Source organism: Anoxybacillus sp. (assembly GCF_036834105.1).
In the GTDB taxonomy this organism is placed as follows: Bacteria; Bacillota; Bacilli; order Bacillales; family Anoxybacillaceae; genus Anoxybacillus.
Genome location: NZ_DAITON010000013.1, coordinates 1 through 19,356 on the forward strand (window position 1 = coordinate 1; position 19,356 = coordinate 19,356).

The 19,356-nt window shown below is 43.8% G+C and carries 22 protein-coding genes; 1 reads left to right on the forward strand and 21 read right to left on the reverse strand.

All coding sequences use genetic code 11. The features are described from left to right. From V7Z64_RS02665 to V7Z64_RS02745, 17 genes are all read right to left on the reverse strand, one after another. On the reverse strand, positions 1-578 hold a 578-nt coding region (locus V7Z64_RS02665; protein WP_334109300.1), incomplete at its 3' end, for a DnaD domain-containing protein. A gap of 67 nt (positions 579-645) precedes the next feature. Further along, positions 646-1,938 (reverse strand): asparagine--tRNA ligase, encoded by a 1,293-nt coding sequence (gene asnS / locus V7Z64_RS02670; protein WP_297990725.1) that lies wholly within the window; start codon positions 1,936-1,938, stop codon positions 646-648. A gap of 131 nt (positions 1,939-2,069) precedes the next feature. Next, the gene (locus V7Z64_RS02675; RefSeq protein ID WP_297990726.1) at positions 2,070-3,257 is read right to left on the reverse strand and encodes a pyridoxal phosphate-dependent aminotransferase; all 1,188 of its coding nucleotides are present in this window, start codon (positions 3,255-3,257) and stop codon (positions 2,070-2,072) included. Further along, positions 3,254-3,742: a cell wall elongation regulator TseB-like domain-containing protein gene (locus tag V7Z64_RS02680; RefSeq protein ID WP_297990727.1), complete on the reverse strand. Its 489-nt coding sequence runs from the start codon at positions 3,740-3,742 to the stop codon at positions 3,254-3,256. Before V7Z64_RS02680 ends, V7Z64_RS02675 begins: the two co-directional genes overlap by 4 nt. Before the next feature lie 6 nt (positions 3,743-3,748). Next, on the reverse strand, positions 3,749-3,919 hold the full coding sequence (locus V7Z64_RS02685; protein WP_003394607.1) for a YpmA family protein: 171 nt from the start codon (positions 3,917-3,919) through the stop codon (positions 3,749-3,751). A 184-nt stretch (positions 3,920-4,103) separates the two neighbouring features. Then, positions 4,104-4,850, reverse strand: coding sequence for a ComEC/Rec2 family competence protein (locus tag V7Z64_RS02690; protein ID WP_297990728.1), 747 nt, complete (start codon positions 4,848-4,850; stop codon positions 4,104-4,106). 43 nt (positions 4,851-4,893) lie between these two features. Continuing rightward, a complete protein-coding gene (gene dinG, locus V7Z64_RS02695) occupies positions 4,894-7,539 on the reverse strand; it encodes an ATP-dependent DNA helicase DinG (RefSeq protein WP_297990729.1) in 2,646 nt (881 codons plus the stop codon). Positions 7,540-7,599: 60 nt separating this feature from the next. Then, the gene (gene panD / locus V7Z64_RS02700) at positions 7,600-7,983 is read right to left on the reverse strand and encodes an aspartate 1-decarboxylase (RefSeq protein ID WP_003394601.1); all 384 of its coding nucleotides are present in this window, start codon (positions 7,981-7,983) and stop codon (positions 7,600-7,602) included. A 12-nt stretch (positions 7,984-7,995) separates the two neighbouring features. Further along, complete coding sequence (panC, locus tag V7Z64_RS02705) at positions 7,996-8,844, reverse strand: pantoate--beta-alanine ligase (RefSeq protein ID WP_297990730.1); 849 nt, start codon at positions 8,842-8,844, stop codon at positions 7,996-7,998. 2 nt (positions 8,845-8,846) lie between these two features. Beyond that, positions 8,847-9,677, reverse strand: a complete 831-nt coding sequence (gene panB / locus V7Z64_RS02710) for a 3-methyl-2-oxobutanoate hydroxymethyltransferase (protein WP_297990732.1) — start codon at positions 9,675-9,677, stop codon at positions 8,847-8,849. Positions 9,678-9,901: 224 nt separating this feature from the next. Further along, positions 9,902-10,891 carry a biotin--[acetyl-CoA-carboxylase] ligase gene (locus V7Z64_RS02715; RefSeq protein WP_297990733.1) on the reverse strand — a complete coding sequence of 330 codons (990 nt, stop codon included), beginning with the start codon at positions 10,889-10,891 and terminating at the stop codon, positions 9,902-9,904. Further along, positions 10,852-12,045, reverse strand: coding sequence for a CCA tRNA nucleotidyltransferase (locus V7Z64_RS02720; protein ID WP_297990734.1), 1,194 nt, complete (start codon positions 12,043-12,045; stop codon positions 10,852-10,854). Before V7Z64_RS02720 ends, V7Z64_RS02715 begins: the two co-directional genes overlap by 40 nt. Then, on the reverse strand, positions 12,045-13,175 hold the full coding sequence (bshA, locus tag V7Z64_RS02725; protein WP_297990735.1) for an N-acetyl-alpha-D-glucosaminyl L-malate synthase BshA: 1,131 nt from the start codon (positions 13,173-13,175) through the stop codon (positions 12,045-12,047). Before bshA ends, V7Z64_RS02720 begins: the two co-directional genes overlap by 1 nt. After that, positions 13,172-13,873, reverse strand: a complete 702-nt coding sequence (bshB1, locus tag V7Z64_RS02730) for a bacillithiol biosynthesis deacetylase BshB1 (protein WP_297990736.1) — start codon at positions 13,871-13,873, stop codon at positions 13,172-13,174. The genes bshA and bshB1 overlap by 4 nt, the downstream gene beginning before the upstream one ends. Then, the gene (gene mgsA / locus V7Z64_RS02735; RefSeq protein WP_297990737.1) at positions 13,873-14,280 is read right to left on the reverse strand and encodes a methylglyoxal synthase; all 408 of its coding nucleotides are present in this window, start codon (positions 14,278-14,280) and stop codon (positions 13,873-13,875) included. The genes bshB1 and mgsA overlap by 1 nt, the downstream gene beginning before the upstream one ends. Before the next feature lie 13 nt (positions 14,281-14,293). Next, complete coding sequence (dapB, locus tag V7Z64_RS02740) at positions 14,294-15,088, reverse strand: 4-hydroxy-tetrahydrodipicolinate reductase (protein ID WP_297990738.1); 795 nt, start codon at positions 15,086-15,088, stop codon at positions 14,294-14,296. Continuing rightward, the gene (locus tag V7Z64_RS02745; protein WP_297990739.1) at positions 15,085-15,417 is read right to left on the reverse strand and encodes a nucleotide pyrophosphohydrolase; all 333 of its coding nucleotides are present in this window, start codon (positions 15,415-15,417) and stop codon (positions 15,085-15,087) included. Before V7Z64_RS02745 ends, dapB begins: the two co-directional genes overlap by 4 nt. 118 nt (positions 15,418-15,535) lie before the next feature. Between V7Z64_RS02745 and V7Z64_RS02750 the strand changes: the two genes are divergently transcribed. Next, positions 15,536-16,396 (forward strand): YitT family protein, encoded by an 861-nt coding sequence (locus tag V7Z64_RS02750; protein WP_003394583.1) that lies wholly within the window; start codon positions 15,536-15,538, stop codon positions 16,394-16,396. A 22-nt stretch (positions 16,397-16,418) separates the two neighbouring features. Here V7Z64_RS02750 and ypjB read toward each other — a convergent pair whose 3' ends face one another. The 4 genes from ypjB to qcrB all read right to left on the reverse strand — a co-directional run bounded on the left by ypjB (position 16,419) and on the right by qcrB (position 19,353). Further along, positions 16,419-17,192 carry a sporulation protein YpjB gene (gene ypjB, locus V7Z64_RS02755; protein WP_297990740.1) on the reverse strand — a complete coding sequence of 258 codons (774 nt, stop codon included), beginning with the start codon at positions 17,190-17,192 and terminating at the stop codon, positions 16,419-16,421. A gap of 66 nt (positions 17,193-17,258) precedes the next feature. Then, a complete protein-coding gene (locus tag V7Z64_RS02760; protein ID WP_297990741.1) occupies positions 17,259-17,828 on the reverse strand; it encodes a DUF1405 domain-containing protein in 570 nt (189 codons plus the stop codon). Between the two features lie 57 nt (positions 17,829-17,885). Next, complete coding sequence (locus V7Z64_RS02765; protein ID WP_003394572.1) at positions 17,886-18,653, reverse strand: menaquinol-cytochrome c reductase cytochrome b/c subunit; 768 nt, start codon at positions 18,651-18,653, stop codon at positions 17,886-17,888. A gap of 25 nt (positions 18,654-18,678) precedes the next feature. Next, entirely contained in the window at positions 18,679-19,353 is a 675-nt protein-coding gene (qcrB, locus tag V7Z64_RS02770) for a menaquinol-cytochrome c reductase cytochrome b subunit (protein WP_003394570.1), read from the reverse strand. Between the last annotated feature and the right edge of the window lie 3 nt (positions 19,354-19,356).

Sequence of the window (19,356 nt, forward strand, 5' to 3'; positions counted from 1 at the left end):
TGCGCTTGTTCAATCGTTTTAATGCCGTTCTTTTTCCATTCAAATAAAATACGATCAATGTAACGAAAATTTAATTTTCCTGATAGCACGGCTTCACGCAATGCAGCTTTAATGATCGTAGGATCATGCTCATCTTGATCCATCCACATCGCCAACGTTTCACATTCCATCGGTGAAAGCGGACGCCCAAACTCATGCTCGAAAACGGTATATAACTGTTCCTCGTGCTGCTCGTCTTGCTTTTGCCCTTGAAAAACGGTACGAATGAGTTTTTCCCAGAGCGGATCAAGCGAATAACGCTCGCTGCGAATATGATTCTCTATGCGCTCTTCAATCGTTATAAATCCTTTTTGCACAAGCTTGCGCAATTGTTGCATGCACACTTCTGGAGAAATGGTCATGCGTGCCGCAATTTCATCTGGCGTTGGGAATGAAATGCCTTGCTCGACGAACGAATGGATGTGCAACAACAACATAAACTCCGTTTCATTTAACCCAAGCGTTTTATAGTTCGTTAATAATAGTCGCGGAATCGCGACACTTCCTTCACGAAAAAAACGAATCATTTCATTGTTCATGTTAAACACCTCACGCCCTATTATACCATAAAACAAATCCCCCATGTCGGCACGGGGGATTTGTTGTTTATGGATATAAACGATTTAATAAACGTGGGAACGGAATCGTTTCACGAACATGTTCAACGCCGCAAATCCATGCAATGGTTCGCTCAAGCCCTAATCCAAAGCCGGAGTGTGGGACGGAACCATATTGGCGAAGCTCTAAATACCATTTGTATGCATCAAGCGAAAGTTGATGCTCTTCTAAACGTTGTTTCAATAAATCGTAGTCATGAATACGTTCCGAACCGCCAATAATTTCGCCATATCCTTCTGGAGCGATTAAATCCGCACAAAGAACAACTTCTGGGCGATTTGGATCTGGCTGCATATAAAACGGCTTTAACGTCGTTGGATAATGCGTAATAAATACTGGTTTATCAAAACTTTCTGCAATGGCTGTTTCATGCGGTGCACCAAAGTCATCGCCCCATTGAATATCATTAAACCCTTTTTCATGAAGAAGTTGAATCGCTTCATCATACGTAATGCGCGCAAATGGCGGTTTTACATTTTCTAGTTTAGACGTATCGCGTCCGAGCGTTTTCAACTCTAGTTGGCAACGTTTTAATACGGACTGCACAATATGAGAGACGTATTGTTCTTGCACTTGCAAATTATCTTCGAATTGATAAAACGCCATCTCCGGCTCAATCATCCAAAACTCAATTAAATGACGGCGCGTTTTTGATTTTTCTGCACGAAACGTCGGACCGAATGAAAATACTTTGCCGAGCGCCATCGCTGCTGCTTCCATATATAGCTGTCCGCTTTGAGAAAGGTATGCATCTTCATCAAAATATTTCGTATGGAACAATTCCGTCGTTCCTTCCGGTGCACTTCCCGTTAAAATCGGCGGATCAACTTTCACGAAGCCGTTTTCATTAAAAAATTCATACGTCGCACGAATGACTTCGTTACGAATTTTCATAATGGCATGTTGACGTTTCGAGCGAAGCCATAAGTGGCGATGATCCATTAAAAACTCAATGCCATGCTCTTTTGGTGTAATTGGATAATCAACAGCCATGTGAATGAGTTCAATGTTTGTGACCGAAAGCTCATATCCGAACGGCGAACGCTCATCTTCGCGCACTACACCTGTGACATAGAGCGAACTTTCTTGCGTGATGCTTTTTGCCGCCTGAAATACATCCTCGTTCACTTGCGCTTTTTCCACAACTCCTTGAATAAAGCCTGTGCCATCACGCAATTGTAAAAAAGCAATTTTCCCGCTTGACCGTTTATTCGCAAGCCAAGCGCCAATCGTTACTTCTTGTCCTACATATTTATGTACTTCTGCAATTGTCGTTTTCACAAAAAGTCCCTCCAAAGACGTTCAACTATTATGTACATCATCAATATTAATACATTTCGACAAAAAAACGCAAGATGATCCTTTTTGTTATCCAAACGTGCATATTTGAAAGAAAGGGCTAGTCGATGTGACTAGCCGCGCGTTTTTTCCTTCATAAACGTGTCGATACGATCAAGCGCCTCATGAAGTAAATCAAGTGATGTCGCATACGACAAACGAACGTTATTCGGTGCGCCAAAACCTGAACCCGGAACGAGCGCTACCTTCGCTTCTTCAAGCAGCGCTTCGACAAACGCATCGACACTTTCGTATCCGGTCATCGTTGCTGCTTCTTTTGCATTCGGGAACAAATAAAATGCACCTTGTGGTTTTACGCAAGAGAACCCTGGAATTTGGATTAGACGATTATAAATGATATTTAAACGTTCTTCAAACGCTTGACGCATTTGCTCGACTGGCTCTTGCGGCCCGCTATATGCTGCAACTGCTGCATATTGAGCGATAGATGTTGGATTCGATGTACTATGGCTGGCGAGATCCGTCATCGCACGAATCACATCAGCGTCCCCTGCCGCATAACCGATTCGCCATCCTGTCATCGAATGCGATTTAGATACCCCGTTAATAATGATCGTTTGTTTTTTTAGGTCAGGTGAAAGCTGGGCAATCGAAATGTGTTCATGTCCACCGTATATTAGTTTTTCATAAATTTCATCCGACACAATAAGCACATCGTGAGCTAAGCATACTTCACCGAGCGCTTGTAGCTCTTCTTTCGTATAAATGACGCCTGTTGGGTTGCTTGGCGAGTTAATAATGACCGCTTTTGTGCGATCTGTCATCGCCTGTTCTAATTGTTGCGGTGTAATTTTAAACTCGTTTTCTTCAAGTCCTTCCACATAAACAGGTACCCCGCCAGCTAGCTTCACTTGTTCTGGATAGCTCACCCAATACGGCGTTGGAATAATGACTTCATCGCCTTCATCTAAAATCACTTGAAATAGTGTGTAAAGCGCGTGTTTTGCCCCAACGCACACAATGATTTCAGATGGTTTATAATCCAATTGCTGATCTCGTTGAAATTTCTTTATAATTTCTTGTTTCAACGTCGCTAGCCCACCAGATGGTGTATATTTTGTATGTCCATCATGCATCGCCCTTACAGCTGCTTCCATAATATGTTCCGGCGTATTGAAATCTGGTTCACCAGCACCGAGCCCGATAACATCGTGCCCAGCTTCTTTTAATTCTTTCGCTTTTGCCGTAATAGCTAGCGTTGATGATGGCGTCAACGCTGCCACACGCTTCGCTAATTTCATACATCCTTCCCCCTCGCAAAGTGATATCTTTTCAAAAATGCCCCGTCTTCAAAGCGAACGTAATAAAACGAATAACGATCTCGCTCGTCAATATATGTAATTTCCCAAAGCGGGACACCTTTTTCCATACCTAATTTTACTGAAACAATCGTTTTTGGACGGTACGATTGTACGAAAGATAATGCTTGCTGTCTCGTTATCCCTTCTGAGATACGTCGTGTCGCAACGACTTTCCCTTTTTCCGTCACCCATACAATCCGTTGCTCGCCTTGTTCATTTTTCCCGATGACGATGACATACACATCGCTTCCTCGATACGTATATACGTCATCTACTTGAACAATCCCTTCTTTCTCAGCTTGTTGTACGGCGCGTTGTTCGCTCGCCCGTTGCGACGACATCGCATCGCTATAGGCGTTCGCATATAACAACAGCGCGACAAACAACATGCACGCAAAAGCAATGATTCCCTTTTTCACCCTCATCCCTTCTTACGTTCGATAAATCGTAAACACAGCCTTTTCTTTGTTTTCTTCATCAAGCGCCAACCCGAACATCAAGTCTTTTTCTTTTAACGTTCGATTTAAACAATCGACAATTTTGTATAAATCTGATGAGTATTGAACTTTGACAGTTGCTAATACTTCGATTTTACTTTCCACGACCCGATCCTCCATGTGCACAAATTTTGTTACTTATATCGTCTCTTCTCGACGGAAACAATACAATTACACACCTTCCGAGGTGTATAAACATCTTCATTGTAGCAACGGTTTCCTACATTGGTCAATTTGAATTAAAAAAATTCCTATCGTACACACCACGGGCCGAACGTTGGCCCTTTTTTTAAAACGTCATTACGTCATATTCCTTCAAATTACATTTGACTACGATCACACCGAAACGACTTGTTTCATAACAATCGATCCAAGCTGCATACAACCGTTCAAGCAACCGCTCATTCGGCCAACTCCCATGCTTTTTAAAAATGATTGCCACTTGCGGATCAACATGTTTTAAAAAAGACGTACGTGGATAGTCAACTAAGCCAAAATGAGCAATTTTCAATATGTTTACGTCACTGAGCGACAATTTCATAAGCTTTTGTTCCACATCGTCATCAGCATGTGCCATATACAAAAGGCGAAGTCGTCCGTATTGCAGCGACATCGTTACATCCCCATGAGCAGTGTGGAGCGGAATCATTCGAAAATGTGGAAATGGTTCATACGTTTTGTTTTCTTTCCAATCGTCAACAACTGTCGGCTCATATGTTTTCATGATCCAGTCTACATTTCCAGTATATTCTCGATCATCGCTCGTTAAAATGAGTTCATCAATTTCTGTAATATGGAATTGTTCAAACCATCTTTTTAATTCGCGTTCTGTATGTGGCGCACCTGTATTCAGTAACACTGTCTTTCCGCTCGCATGTTTAAACAATGTCGCTTCCCCATCACTCAACGGCAAAAAAATAATCGCCATTTCTTCTCCTTCAAGCATCATATCAATTTTTTGAATGTGCTCTTCAGGTGAGGGGTGCATTAAACTATTGACGAGCATAAAAAATAACACCCATTGCAAGCCGTCCACTCCCTTCTTCTACATCTCTTATCTTTTACTGATGAAGGGAAAATTATAGCCACTCATCGACATGTTGTAAAAGTTCCGCAAGTGGAGCATGATATATACGAATGGGCGGCAACGATTGTAAAAAGTATTTGCTGTATGATGCAGTGAATAAACGTTGGTCTAAAACGAAAACGATCCCCCGATCTTCTTTTGTGCGAATGAGTCGTCCAACCCCCTGCTTAAAGCGCAAAATAGCTTGTGGCAACGATAAGTCGTAAAACGGGTTGCCCCCTTTTGCACGGATGAAATCGCTTTTTGCAGCTACCAGCGGATCGTCTGGTGGAGCAAACGGCAAGCGAACGATGACAACGCACGTCACTTCATCCCCTGGAAAGTCCACTCCCTCCCAAAAGCTGCTCGTACCGAATAGTACAGCTTGCTCAAACTGTTGAAAATGTCGCGTCAACTTCGCCGCATTGCTTCCGCTTACCCCTTGGGCAAGTAATAAAAATGACTGTTCATTATTTAACTGTTTAGCGAACGTGTACGTTTGTTTCAATAACTCATACGACGTAAACAATACGAGCACACGCCCTCTTATATGCTCAGCGATGCGAATAATTTGTTGAGCGGCTCGCTCAGCGTACTGTTCAACCGTCGCAGTCGGAAACATCGGCAAGTCGCTCGGTACCATAAGCACAGCTTGCTTTTCATAAGAAAATGGTGACGGGATGATACGTGTGAACGGATAAAAATCGTGAAGACCGAGACGCTCAATGATAAACGAGAAACAATTGTTCGTCGTTAACGTAGCAGAAGTTAAAACAACACTTCTTTTACGAGCAAATAATTGATCAGCAAAAAAATGAGCTAAATCGATCGGCTGTGAAATGACTGTAACAGCATTGATGGCAGCCTTTGTATCCATTTCTAACCAACGAACAATATGATCGTCATCGCTCGTTAATAAATGTTGTAGCGTCGATAACACATCTATAAACGTCGTAAAAGGTTTCATATCTTCCCGCGGTACATCTTCTTTCATCTGTGCCAATTGCCGTACATCGTTCATGATGCGCATAAGCAATTCGATTATCGCGCTCCATTCTCTTCCATATTCTTTCCAAGGAATGAAACGATAGCGAATGCGTCCATCCCCTTTTTGTCGACGCAACACATAATGGCGAAGAGACTGAAACAGTTGATTCAGTTCATACTCCATATCCGCCAAAAGCGAGCGGAGTGCACCCATCTGATGCATGATAGCCGTGTCGTTCATCCGCGTCCACAATAAACGAACATACTCATATGAAACGTGCCTGCCAAAAAAATGGGCTGCGACATCTTCTAAATGATGAGCCTCATCAATAATAAGCTGTTCATATGGGGGGAGAAATGTGTCGTCCGCTGTTAAATCATGCATAACGAATGAATGATTTGTAATGATCAGATGAGCGTGTTTCGCCCTTTCTTTCGCACGTATAAAAAAATCGTGCTCCTCGTTTGTTTCATCGCTATGCACATCTTCCCAAAATAGCGCACCTCCCGCCGTCAAGTTCAGTTCGTCTACATCTCCTGTTTCTGTTTCTGTCAGCCAAACGAGCAGCTGACATTTTGTTAGGGCGATATCATAGTTTGTGTCTACGTGTTTTAACGTACGGGCAAATTTTCGCACGCTCATATAGTTGCGCTTCCCTTTCAAAACAGCGGCTGTAAGTGAGAAGGGTACGAGTTGCGCGACACGTGGCAATTCTTTTTCAATGATTTGTTTTTGCAACTGTAATGTATATGTGCTAACGACAATCGGTTTCCTATGTGTAACAGCATAAAACGCAGCAGGAAGCAAATACGCCATCGTTTTTCCAATACCTGTTCCCGCTTCAATTAACGCATGTTGACAAGTTTGTAACACGTCGTTGACATCGTTCATCATTTGTTGTTGCCCTTGGCGATATTCAAACGGCGAAACAAATGGACGGGACGCAAGCCATTGTGAAAAAGACGGAACATGTTCAGGGCGATCGTCTCGTTTCGGCGAAAGCCACTTTTTTATAGCAATTCCTTCATATTCAACAACGGATTCGTCCGTTTGAAGCGACCGTTCTTTTTTCGCAATGACTCGATCAAAAAGAGCGGTCAACTCACTTTTTAACGGTCGACTATGTCGCCGCAGTTGTTTTAACGTCACGAGCGGTAAATGAGATAACTTGCGCAGCAAAAATAAAAAAAGTTGAGCAGTCGCTTCCGCATCGTAATCTGCTTGATGCGGGCGATCATGTGTTAGCGACAACGCTTCAGCTAAATGACCGAGCTTATAGCTTGGTTGTGTCGGCATAAGAAAGCGAGCTAGTTCAACCGTGTCTAAAAGACGACACGTTGGCGGCTGTATTCCGCTACGAATAAATTCCTCCTGTAAAAAAGCCCAGTCAAAATGAACGTTATGCGCAACAAAATAGGCTCCTTCCCATTTGTTCACAAGCATTGGCGCGATATGATGAAATGGAGGAGCGTCGTTCACCATCGTATGATCAATACCCGTTAACTGTTGAATAAACGGTGGGATATCGCGCTCTGGCTGAACGAATGTTGAAAAGCGTTCACAAACTTTGTCGCCTTCGATGACGACAAAACCGATTTGAATGATGCGATCTTCTTTTTTCGGTGCGTTCCCTGTCGTTTCAATATCGACGACGACAAAGCGATCATTCATCTTTTTCCACCCCAGTACAACACGTTGAATGACAAACAAAAAGAGGCGGCATGGCTCCCGTTATAAAACGGTCGCCGCCGGCTCTTGCACGATCAACTCTTTAATGCGATTATGCTCGTCCATAATTGCAATTTTTGGACGGTGCGAAGCTAATTTTTCTTCTGGTACGAGCACGTAGGAGATGACGATAATGATATCGTCTTTTTGAACGAGACGAGCAGCTGCCCCGTTTAAACAAAATACGCCGCTTCCTCTTTCACCTGGAATAATATATGTTTCAAATCGTGCCCCATTGTTATTGTTTACAATTTGTACTTTTTCATTTGGCACCATGCCGACCGCATCTAAAATATCTTCATCGATCGTAATGCTGCCGACATAGTTTAAATTCGCTTCCGTCACGCGAGCACGATGAATTTTAGCATTCATTAATGTACGAAACATAATGCTGCCTCCTTATTGTACGTTCATAACGATATTATCAATCAAACGAGCGTTTGTAAACCTCACAGCAAGCGCAAGAATGATCTTTCCTCGTAACGATTGAAGCGGCTGTAGTTCTGGATACGAATAAATTTCAACATAATCAATGACGCCGCTCGTATGTCGCTCAATATAGTCAATCATCGCTTTTCGTACCGTCTCTACATCGCGTTCCCCTGCCTCAATGGTCGCTTTCCCTTTTTGTAAAGCAGCATATAACGCAGAAGCTTCTTGTCGCTCACGGTCACTTAAATACACGTTGCGCGAGCTTTTCGCAAGTCCATCTTCCTCACGCACTGTCGGAACAGCAATAAGTTCAATCGGAAAATGAAAATCGCGGATGAGTCCATCGATGACCGCCACTTGTTGAGCATCTTTCATTCCAAAATACGCGCGATGCGGCATGACAATATGAAATAGTTTCGTCACAACGGTTGCCACCCCATCAAAATGACCAGGACGAGATTTTCCGCAAAGCACGTCGATGCGCTCATGAACACGAACCGTGACGGACGGCTCATGCGGGTACATTTCATGAACCGATGGATAAAACACGATGTCAACACCCGCTTGTTTAGCGATCGCATAATCGCGCTCAAAATCGCGCGGATAACGCTCAAAATCTTCATTTGGTCCAAATTGAAGTGGGTTGACGAAAATGCTTAATACAACGGTATCGTTCTCTTCGCGCGCTCGTTTTAATAACGCCACGTGACCTTCGTGTAAATACCCCATCGTTGGTACGAAACCAATCGTTTTTCCTTTTTGCCGTTCAGCCATTATGTGCGCTTGCATTTGCTCAATTTTTTCGATTGTAATCACGCCTATTTCCCTCCATATAGCGCAAGCCATTGTTGCTCATTCATTGTAAACGATTGTTCATCGCTCGGAAACTGACGCGTCTTGACGTCGGCAACGTATTCGGCTAACGCCTGTTGTATCGTTTGCTGAACGTTTGCATATTGTTTAACAAACTTCGGCACACGGCCAACGCCATATCCGAGCACATCATGATAAACAAGCACTTGTCCGTCCGTGCCAATCCCCGCACCAATGCCGAGCGTTGGAATCGTCAACTGCTTCGTAATCGCTTCCCCGAGCTGCTTCGGCACACATTCTAAAACGAGCGCGATTGCCCCTGCTTGTTCGCACGCTTTCGCTTCTTCTAAAAGGCGCTTCGCACTTTCAACATCCTTTCCTTGCACTTTATATCCACCTAATACACCGACAGATTGTGGCGTTAATCCAAGGTGAGCGACAACAGGTACGCCTGCCTCTGTTAGAGCAGAAATAACTTGTAATACGGAACCTGCCCCTTCTACTTTTACGGCATTGGCCCCTGATTGTTGCATGATCGCTTTTGCATGTGTGAGCGCATCATTGAGCGTACTATACGACATAAATGGCATATCGGTGACGATAAACGTATTCGGTGCACCACGTCGAACGGCTTTCGTATGATGAATCATGTCTTCAACTGTTACAGGGATGGTTGAGTCGTATCCTAATACGACCATGCCGAGCGAGTCGCCGACTAAAATCATATCGACACCCGCTGCTTCCGCAAGCTTTGCTGACGGATAGTCATAAGCGGTCAACATGACGATTGGCTCGTTATTTTTTTTCATGTTTAAAAAGTCCAGTTTTGTTTTCATATACATCCTCCTCTCATATGCAGAGGAAATGGATAAAAAAAGCCTTCTTTCTGCCAAAAAGAGAAAGAAGGACTTTTCGTTTCACTCCATCCCTCTGTCCCCGTCCGTTCAATCGGATCAAGGCAGAAACAACGATAAATTGTGTGAATATACATGGTGCAGTTCTTACAAAGATACTGCCCAATTTCAATCGCTTTCATTTTAACAAATATTTCGAAATTTTCCTACTGTTTTTTTATTTCAATGTCTGCTGAATAAATATAATGGATCGCTCCATCTTCTGTTTGCAATTTCAATGTCCCTGAATCTGTAATTCCAAGGGCGGTGCCACGAACAGCACCGTTTAACGTGCGCGCTACAATTTGTTGACCAATCGTTACCGCATATGCTTCCCATAATAGTTTAATCGGTAAAAATCCGTGCTGTAAATATTGTTCATATAACTGTTCTAATTTTTGCAACAATGTTTGCACGATCTTTGGACGGTGAAACGTTCGTCCTGTTTCGACCGCCAGCGATGTGGCAAGCGAAGCGATATCATTTGGAAATTGTTTTTGGTTTACGTTTATACCAATGCCGACGATGACTGCTCGCACTTGATCAGGATCAGCTTGCAATTCCGTTAAAATGCCAACAACTTTTTTCCCATTCAGTAATATATCGTTCGGCCATTTAATGTCTGGGACGATATTTGTCACCTCTTGAATAGCTTGAGCGACCGCAACAGCAACTAGAAGCGTCAACTGAGGGGCTTGTTGCGGCGGAATAGATGGACGTAAAATGACGCTCATCCAAATGCCTGTCCCTTTCGGTGAATACCATATTCGGTTTAAACGTCCTCTCCCCGCCGTTTGCTCTTCCGCGATGACAATCGTTCCTTCTTCCGCTCCCTCATAGGCAAGTTGATGCGCAAGTTGTTGCGTAGACGGAACGCTTTCTTGATCGTACACGCTCCAACCGAATCGCTTCGTCTTCAAGCCTAGTTGCAATTCATTTGCATTGAGCTTGTCGGGCATTTGTTTCAGACGGTAACCGAGCCGGCGAACAGCTTCCACTTCAAATCCTTCTTTTCTTAAATCCTCGATATGTTTCCAAACCGCTGTTCGAGAACAACCGAGTTGCTCGCTAATTTTTTGCCCAGACAAAAACGTATCGCCTGCTTCTGTAAATAATTTTAACAGTTGTTTTCTCGTTTCAGATTGCACACCGCCCACTCCTTTAGCTCCTCCTTCTCGTTTTCCACTTCGCCATGAAGCACGGCACGCTCTATTTTCCCGATCATTTCTGCTAACCATGGACCTGCTTTCCGCTCAAATAAAGCAAGCAAATCGTGACCGTTAATTGCTAATTGCTTTCGCTCGCGAATCGGCAATGCTTCCCATCGTTTCAACAAATGCTGCACGTGCGGCTCACCACCGTGAAGCACCGCGCGTAGACGCTCGATATGTGGAATGTATCGCCCGTACTCATACAAAGCATCCGTTGTCCAGTCATGAAGCGAATGAATACGTTCAAGCGCTTCTAAACAAATCGAAACATCACGAATGAGATGATTGGATAATTTCCATTTTTTCAATCCTTGGCTATCGAGACGAGCGACGTATGCAAATCGCGCCCACGCCTCGATACGATGGACGGGGACGAGCGAATATGCGGCTAGTTGAGCAAGCTCCTTCTTTTTTGTCGCAAGCTCTGGCAAGTAAGAAAACAAATTCGTTTCGACTAGAAGCTCTATCGCCTTTGACACAAATGAACCGAGCAACAGTTTTTCAAACTCAACTGCGATGCGTTCAACAGCGATATGTTGCAATAAATGGCCGTACTGCACGATCGCCTGTTTTGTTTCGGCGGATAAAGAAAATCCGAGCTGGCTAACGAATCGGAGCGCTCGCATCATGCGTAAAGCATCTTCGCTAAATCGTTCGCGAGCATCGCCAACCGTTTCAATAATACGATCGTTTAACGCCTCCATTCCACCGAACGGATCGATCATGTCACCATGTTCATTCATGGCGATAGCGTTGATTGTAAAATCACGCCGCTGTAAGTCTTCATAAAGAGAACGGACAAACGTGACGTCTTTCGGCCTTCGATAGTCTTCGTACCGCCCTTCTTTTCGAAAAGTCGTCACCTCATACGACACACCGCGTTCAATGACCATGACCGTTCCGTGCGCAATGCCGACAGGAACTGTTTTTGGAAAGATGGACATAACTTCATGCGGATGAGCTGACGTGGCAATATCAATATCTCCGATCGGCCGCTTTAATAAATAGTCACGCACCGCCCCACCGACAAAATACGCTTCATGTCCGTGACGTTTTAATGTTTCGATAACGGGGAGCGCCTGGCGAAATTGTTCGTTCATCATTCATCCCCTTTAAGTTGAAAATAAATTTGTTCATATTGTGCCACAATTCGCTCAGAATAAAATTTTTCATACACCGTCTCATACGCCTTGTGTCCCATCGCTTCGCGAACACTTTCATCCGTCAATAAACGAACGACTTGACGCGCTGCACCTTCTACATCACCTAGTTCGCATAAAAAGCCGTTTTTTCCATCTTCAATGACTTCAGGAATACCGCCGATCGCCGTTCCTACACAAGGCACGCCACAAGCCATCGCTTCAAGTAAGACGAGTCCAAAACTTTCTTTTTCTGATAGCAACAATTTTACATCGCTAATCGAATATAAGTCCGCCAAGTTTTCTTGCTTGCCTAAAAAGCGCACATGATCGCATAAATTGAGTTGTTTCACTAGACGACAGACAACCGTCATCTTCGGTCCATCACCAACGAGAAGTAATTTTGCACGCACTTGTTTGACAACGAGAGCAAACGTGCGAACGACATCGCATACCCGCTTTACTTTACGAAAATTCGACACGTGAATAACTACTTTTTCGTGCGGAGCGATGCCGTATTGGCGACGAAGCTCATCGTTTCGTCGTTTACTGTATACGCGTTCATCAACAAAGTTATACACCGTTTGAATGGTCTTTTGCACGTCTAGTAGCTCATACGTCTGCGCTGCTAATGCGTTTGACACGGCTGTGACGACATCTGACTGTTCAATGCCAAATTTAATCAAGTCGCTTAATGACGGATCGTATCCAAGAACAGTAATGTCTGTACCATGTAATGTCGTCACAATTTTCAAATGTTCACCGACCATTTGCTTTGCTAAAAAGGCACAAAGAGCATGCGGAACAGCGTAATGTGCATGAATGATGTCAAGATGTTCACGCTTAGCGACTTCTGCAATTTTACTAGCTAATGCCAAATCATACGGCGGGTATTGAAATACCGAATACGGGTTTACCGTTACCTCATGATAATAAATGTTTGGATACACTTTATTCAGTCGGAACGGAATGCTCGATGAAATAAAGTGTATATCATGTCCGCGTTCGGCAAGCATTTTTCCTAATTCCGTCGCAACGACTCCTGAGCCGCCGACCGACGGATAGCAAACAATTCCTATTTTCAGCTTCATCGTTCTTCCCCTAACAAATCGTGTGCAAGTATAAGTGGTTTTTTCGAAATAAATCCTTCCGCAAACGATACCCCGACTTCTTTTCCGAGCAATCGCTCACGGCTTTCAACGGTTTCAATATAGCCGTTCGTCAACGGTGTGTCAACCGAATCGCTCATTCGTTGAAACTGGCTTTCGTATGCACGCAAACTCGCTAATTTTTTATCGATCGTATCGCTAATATCTATGACGAAGTGTGGGCGATGAAATCCGTTAATCATATAAAAATAAACAGCATGCACGCGATGCGGAGGTAGCTTTCGGCCATCTTCATATCGGCGAATAGCGGCAGAAAACAACGCTTCTTCCACCAACCTCGCGCATTGTCCGTGATCTGGATGACGATCTTCCCAATATGGGGCAAACACAATTTTTGGCCGGTACGTACGAATAACTGTCACAATGGGGTCGATATGATCCTTTTGAATCACTAGTCCACGATCAGGAAGTTTTAGCTGGATGCGCGTACGAACGCCAAGAATATCAGCTGCTCGTTTCGCTTCTTGTTGACGAGTATGTATCGTTCCGTTCGACGATAATTCCGCAAGCGTCAAATCGCATATCCCGATGTCATACCCTTGTTGAGCGTATTTCGCAATTGTTCCACCCATTCCGATTTCCACATCATCGGGATGAGCCCCAAACGCTAACATATGCATTATGCATTTCCTCGCTTCACAATATTTCGCCACGCAAAATCGCCACGCTCTAAACCGTGTATAAGCACCTCAGCCGTTCCCATATTTGTCGCTAACGGAATGGCATAGACATCACAGAGACGAATAAGGGCGCTGACATCTGGTTCATGCGGTTGCGCTGTCAGTGGGTCGCGGAAAAAAATAACCATATCCATGTCGTTATTCGCAATCATCGCTCCTATTTGTTGGTCACCACCGAGTGGACCGGATTGAAAGCGGTGAACCGAAAGCCCTGTTGCCTCTTGAATACGCAATCCCGTCGTTCCAGTCGCATATAACTCGTGAACAGCCAAAACGTGTTGATAGGCAGTTACAAACTGGATCATCTCTTCTTTTTTCTTGTCGTGCGCAATTAACGCTATTTTCATCAGCAACGCCTCCTTATTCAATTAAATGCTCTAATCCATATACGAGCGTTTCTAGTTTCATTACTGTTTCAACAGAAAAGCGAACGCCCGACATGAACGATGCGCGGTTAAACGAATCGTGACGAATTGTCAACGTTTGTCCATCGCCGCCAAAAATGACTTCTTGATGCGCCACAAGCCCCGGCAAGCGAACGCTATGAATACGCATGCCATCATATAGCGCACCGCGAGCACCTTCGATCGTCTCTTTTTCAGCTGGATGCCCTTGCATGAATGAAGAACGGACTTGTTGAATAAGCTGAGCCGTTTTTAATGCTGTACCTGATGGGGCATCAAGCTTTTGATCGTGGTGAAGCTCAATGATTTCTGCATGTGGAAAATATTTTGCCGCCATTTGTGCAAATTTCATCATTAAAATCGCACCTATGGCAAAGTTTGGAGCAATGATCGCACCTATTTTTTTCTCTTCAGCTATTTGTGTTAAACGAGCTAAATCGTCGTCTGTAAATCCTGTCGTGCCAACAACAGGGCGAACACCGTAGCGCAATGCGACTTCCGCGTGACGTTTTCCGACTTCCGGCGTCGTTAAATCAATTAGCACATCCGCTTGCACTGTTTGCAAACATCGTTCTAAATCAGTAAAAATTGGGGTGTCGATGGCAGGAAAAACGTCCAGTTCAGCTAACGTTTTTCCTTCATTCACTCGGTCGACGACGGCGACGAGGCTAAAATGTTCTGTACGATGAACGAGAGAGACAGCTTCGCGTCCCATTCGTCCACGTGGTCCAGCGATAACAACTCGAATCATTGTTCCTCTTCCTTTCTTGTCCAACGATCGCGATCTCGCGTTTGAAATTTGTGCATGACCGCATCATGCGCTTCTTGTAAATCGATATGTAACGAATTGGCCATACATATAAGAACAAACAATACATCTCCTAGTTCTTCTTGAATCGTTTTTTCTTGTTCCGTTTTCTTTTTCGGCTTCTCTCCGTAATAATGGTTTACTTCACGAGCTAATTCACCTAATTCTTCCGTTAAACGAGCAAGCATCGCCAATGGGCTAAAATACCCTTCTTTAAACTGTCCAATATACGCGTCGACTTCTTGTTGCATTTGGCGCATCGTTTTCTCCATTACTTTCACCTCTTACATTCATGTTAGCTAAAAGTGGGACATTTGACAAATGTTTTTGACGGACATCATGACATTCCTCTATAATAAAAAACGCAGTCATACTTAAGAGGTGAAGATCATGAAGCTAAAAAACGTTGCATTCATTTTGCTAGGTTCGGCTATTTTTGCATTCGGACTCGTCCATTTTAATATGGAAAATAAATTAGCAGAAGGTGGGTTCACAGGCATCACCCTTCTTTTGTACTTTATGTTTGGCATTGATCCTTCTATTTCCAACTTGATATTGAACGTCCCTCTCTTTTTTATTGGATGGAAATTGCTTGGACGTACGACGTTCTTTTATACCATTCTCGGAACCGTTAGTTTATCTGTATTCCTTTGGGTTTTTCAACGATACGGGTTTCATATTCCACTCAACAATGACTTGACGTTAGCTGCGTTATTTGCGGGGGTTTTTATCGGAGTAGGCCTCGGTATTATTTTTCGATATGGAGGAACAACAGGTGGTGTCGACATTATTGCCCGCCTCGTCTACAAATATAAAGGTGTCAGCATGGGAAAAACGATGTTTCTCTTTGACTCGTGCGTCATTTTCCTTTCTTTGCTCACATATTTGCCATATCGCGAAGGAATGTATACGCTTGTTGCGGTATTTGTCGGTGCGCGCGTCATCGACTTTTTGCAAGAAGGAGCGTACGCGGCAAAAGGAGCAACGATTATTTCCGAAAAAAGCGATTTAATTTCGGAAAAAATTATGACAGAGATGGAGCGAGGAGTAACCATTTTAAAGGGAATTGGCTCATATACAAAGCGGGAACGGGATGTGTTATATTGCGTTGTTGCGAAAAACGAATTATCCCGTTTAAAATCGATTATTACGTCCGTCGATCCATATGCATTCGTTGCGATTAGCGATGTGCATGATGTGCATGGTGAAGGGTTTACGCTCGATGAAAATAAACAGCCGCTGCATGAATAAAAGCGTCCGATGCTGGACGCTTTTATTGTTTATCTCGTACCATTTTTCTTTCCTTTTCTCCGCGGTATTTCCGCCAACCAACGTACGTTAACGTCATAATAATCATTCCACCAATTGACGTCATCACCCACCAGAGCGACGGAAGCGCTGTCTCTCTTTTTCCATCAGCAAATAATGCTTGTAAGTCTTCTTCCATTTGACGCAACTCTTTCATTCGCTCCGTTGCATGCAATTGCCGAAAAGCAGGCGCTTCCAAAAGAGAAATGTGAGCAGATACACGCTGCACTTGTTCGCGATCCGCGTTAATTTTTACGCTCGGTTCAATGAGTTGATATCGCTGTAAAAACTGATGGAAAGCTTGTTGAAACGATTGCTCGTCTTCTTGTTCCATCGCTTGTTTCATTTTTTCGAACGCGGACATGACAGCGAACTTCATTTCTTTCCAAAGCGGTTGATGTTTCGCCTGAACTGCATCGACCGCGAGACGAAATTGCGTCAGCTGGTTGACCCGTTGTTCCATCGGCACACTCGATGCACTTACCGCTTTTAATGCTTCTTCATGCGTAGCTGTTAACACATATATGACATCCATCGAATGAATGTCTTCACGAAATAACGTAAATTGTTGTTCGAAATATTCCAACAGTTGCTTCGCTTCTTGTAAGCGGGCATTTTTTGTTAACTGAAGCGCTTCATCAGAAATTTGATCAAGTTTGTCCCATTCATGCCCTGTTGCATATGCTGCATACGGAAATAAGTAAATGATGATAAACATCATGACGAGTCGAATGCGCATCTCCTTGTCCCTCCTTACGATCTTACTATTGAATATATGACCGCAAAAAGAGACATAGACCACGATTTATCGTCGACGCGAAAAAATGTACGCAATAGCTATCGAAAAGATGCTTAACCAAAACGTAAAATACCCAATTTGTAGCGTATATTGCGATAACATCCGATATTGCGGCATCATGCCAAACACGTAATCAATGACATCGTTATGTAACGTCCAAATCGCAGCAATGACAACGTGAATAAAAGACATGCGGTAATGCGGGGCATACAATAATGCTTGCACGGCCATCGCTCCGTGGGATACAACGAGCATCCATCCTGCCCAACCGAGCTGCCCTGTGATAACAAATACAAGCATATTCATCACAACAGCCCAAATGCCGTATTTGACGAGCGTAACAACCGCTAACGCTTCCATCAGCGGCCAATGTGTATGACGAAGCCATGCCATTAAAACAAAAACAAAAAATAAGCTTGCTGTTGGACTATCAGGGACAAACGGAAGAAAAATCGTTGGCGTTTCCGCTAGTTGCGGTCCATACCATATATACCCGTAAATCGTACCGATGATATTGACAATGAGCAGTAGTGTAAGAAACGAGCGATGCATCAACCATCCACGTATGTATAGCATGATGTTACCTCCCACATGTACAAAAAAGCTGACTGATGTTCAGTCAGCTTCCATAAATTATTCTGCTTTTAAACCTGCGACGAACTCTGCAAGTTTTTGTAACTCCTCATCTGTTCCTTTGAAAATGCCGCCTGGCATGCCGCCTTGACCATTTTTCGCAATGTTAGCAATTTCTTCAGCGGACAAACCTGTGCCGACAAGCGACGGTGCAGCTGGACCGCCTTGTAAATTTTCACCGTGGCATGTTAAACATGTGTTTGCTTCTAAAATTTTATATCCTTCTGCATTTTTGTCAATTTCTACTTCCGCGCGAATTTTTCCTTGCTCAGCAGCTGCCTCCCAATCGTGTGTGACGACAGATTCCCATGTTAAGAAAATGATTGCAGCTAACGTAAGCAACATCATACCGACAGCAACTGGACGCTTCGATGGACGACGCTCCGGACCGCGATCTAAAAACGGCGCAAGTAATAACGCTCCAAATGCGAGACCAGGAATAATAATTGCTCCGACAACTGTATATGGACCAGATGCAAACGAGTATTTCAATAGCTGGTACAAAAATAAGAAATACCAGTCTGGAAGCGGAATGTAGCTTGTATCTGTCGGATCCGCAATTCGCTCAAGCGGCGACGGATGCGCAACGGTTAAACATAAAAATCCGATTAAAAAGACAGCTCCGACCATCCATTCTTTTAATAAGAAGTTTGGCCAAAACGCCTCCGTTTTCCCCGGATATTCGGAATAGTCTTTCGGAATGTTCGGCTTGCGCACAGCAGATACGCGCGAGTCGCCGACAAATTTCATTCCTTTTCCGCGATGCATAGCGTTCCCTCCCTTATGCTAAATTTTACAGTGGACCAGAAATTCCTTGCTTCCGAATCATTAAGAAGTGTGCAGCCATCAGTCCTAATAGTGCTGCTGGCAAGAAAAATACGTGAATCGCAAAGAAACGCGTCAACGTTTGAGCACCAACAATTTCGTGATGGCCCGCTAACAACGTTTTAATTGCCGGACCAATAACAGGCGTCGCTTCTGCAATTTGCAATCCTACTTTTGTAGCAAAAAGAGCTTTCATGTCCCATGGTAATAAATAACCTGTGAAGCCAAGTCCCATCATGACCATGAAAATAAGAACACCAACGATCCAGTTCAATTCACGCGGTTTTTTGTAAGCCCCTTGGAAAAATACGCGCAACGTATGTAAAAACATCATCACAATGACAAGGCTAGCTCCCCAGTGATGCATACCGCGCACAATTTGTCCAAATGCTACTTCGTTTTGCAAGTAATAAACAGATTCCCAAGCGTTTTTAATGTCTGGTACGTAATACATCGTCAAAAACATACCAGATAAAATTTGGATGACTGTCACGAAAAACGTTAAGCCACCAAAGCAGTAAACAAACGCCGAAAAGTGATGCGCAGGGTTTACGTGCTCTGGCACTTCATGATCTGCGATATCGCGCCACAAAGGCGTAATATCTAGCCGTTCGTCAACCCAATCGTAAATCTTATTAAGCATGTA

What these genes read in the sequence shown, in the direction of transcription:
- V7Z64_RS02675 (WP_297990726.1), bottom strand. Translation starts at nt 3,257, where the DNA reads ATGAAATTAGCGAAGCGTGTGGCAGCGTTGACGCCATCATCAACGCTA.
- V7Z64_RS02680 (WP_297990727.1), bottom strand. Translation starts at nt 3,742, where the DNA reads ATGAGGGTGAAAAAGGGAATCATTGCTTTTGCGTGCATGTTGTTTGTC.
- dinG (WP_297990729.1), bottom strand. Translation starts at nt 7,539, where the DNA reads ATGAATGATCGCTTTGTCGTCGTCGATATTGAAACGACAGGGAACGCA.
- panD (WP_003394601.1), bottom strand. Translation starts at nt 7,983, where the DNA reads ATGTTTCGTACATTAATGAATGCTAAAATTCATCGTGCTCGCGTGACG.
- panB (WP_297990732.1), bottom strand. Translation starts at nt 9,677, where the DNA reads ATGAAAACAAAACTGGACTTTTTAAACATGAAAAAAAATAACGAGCCA.
- V7Z64_RS02720 (WP_297990734.1), bottom strand. Translation starts at nt 12,045, where the DNA reads ATGAACGAACAATTTCGCCAGGCGCTCCCCGTTATCGAAACATTAAAA.
- bshA (WP_297990735.1), bottom strand. Translation starts at nt 13,175, where the DNA reads ATGAAGCTGAAAATAGGAATTGTTTGCTATCCGTCGGTCGGCGGCTCA.
- bshB1 (WP_297990736.1), bottom strand. Translation starts at nt 13,873, where the DNA reads ATGCATATGTTAGCGTTTGGGGCTCATCCCGATGATGTGGAAATCGGA.
- mgsA (WP_297990737.1), bottom strand. Translation starts at nt 14,280, where the DNA reads ATGAAAATAGCGTTAATTGCGCACGACAAGAAAAAAGAAGAGATGATC.
- dapB (WP_297990738.1), bottom strand. Translation starts at nt 15,088, where the DNA reads ATGATTCGAGTTGTTATCGCTGGACCACGTGGACGAATGGGACGCGAA.
- V7Z64_RS02745 (WP_297990739.1), bottom strand. Translation starts at nt 15,417, where the DNA reads ATGGAGAAAACGATGCGCCAAATGCAACAAGAAGTCGACGCGTATATT.
- V7Z64_RS02750 (WP_003394583.1), top strand. Translation starts at nt 15,536, where the DNA reads ATGAAGCTAAAAAACGTTGCATTCATTTTGCTAGGTTCGGCTATTTTT.
- ypjB (WP_297990740.1), bottom strand. Translation starts at nt 17,192, where the DNA reads ATGCGCATTCGACTCGTCATGATGTTTATCATCATTTACTTATTTCCG.
- V7Z64_RS02760 (WP_297990741.1), bottom strand. Translation starts at nt 17,828, where the DNA reads ATGCTATACATACGTGGATGGTTGATGCATCGCTCGTTTCTTACACTA.
- V7Z64_RS02765 (WP_003394572.1), bottom strand. Translation starts at nt 18,653, where the DNA reads ATGCATCGCGGAAAAGGAATGAAATTTGTCGGCGACTCGCGCGTATCT.
- qcrB (WP_003394570.1), bottom strand. Translation starts at nt 19,353, where the DNA reads ATGCTTAATAAGATTTACGATTGGGTTGACGAACGGCTAGATATTACG.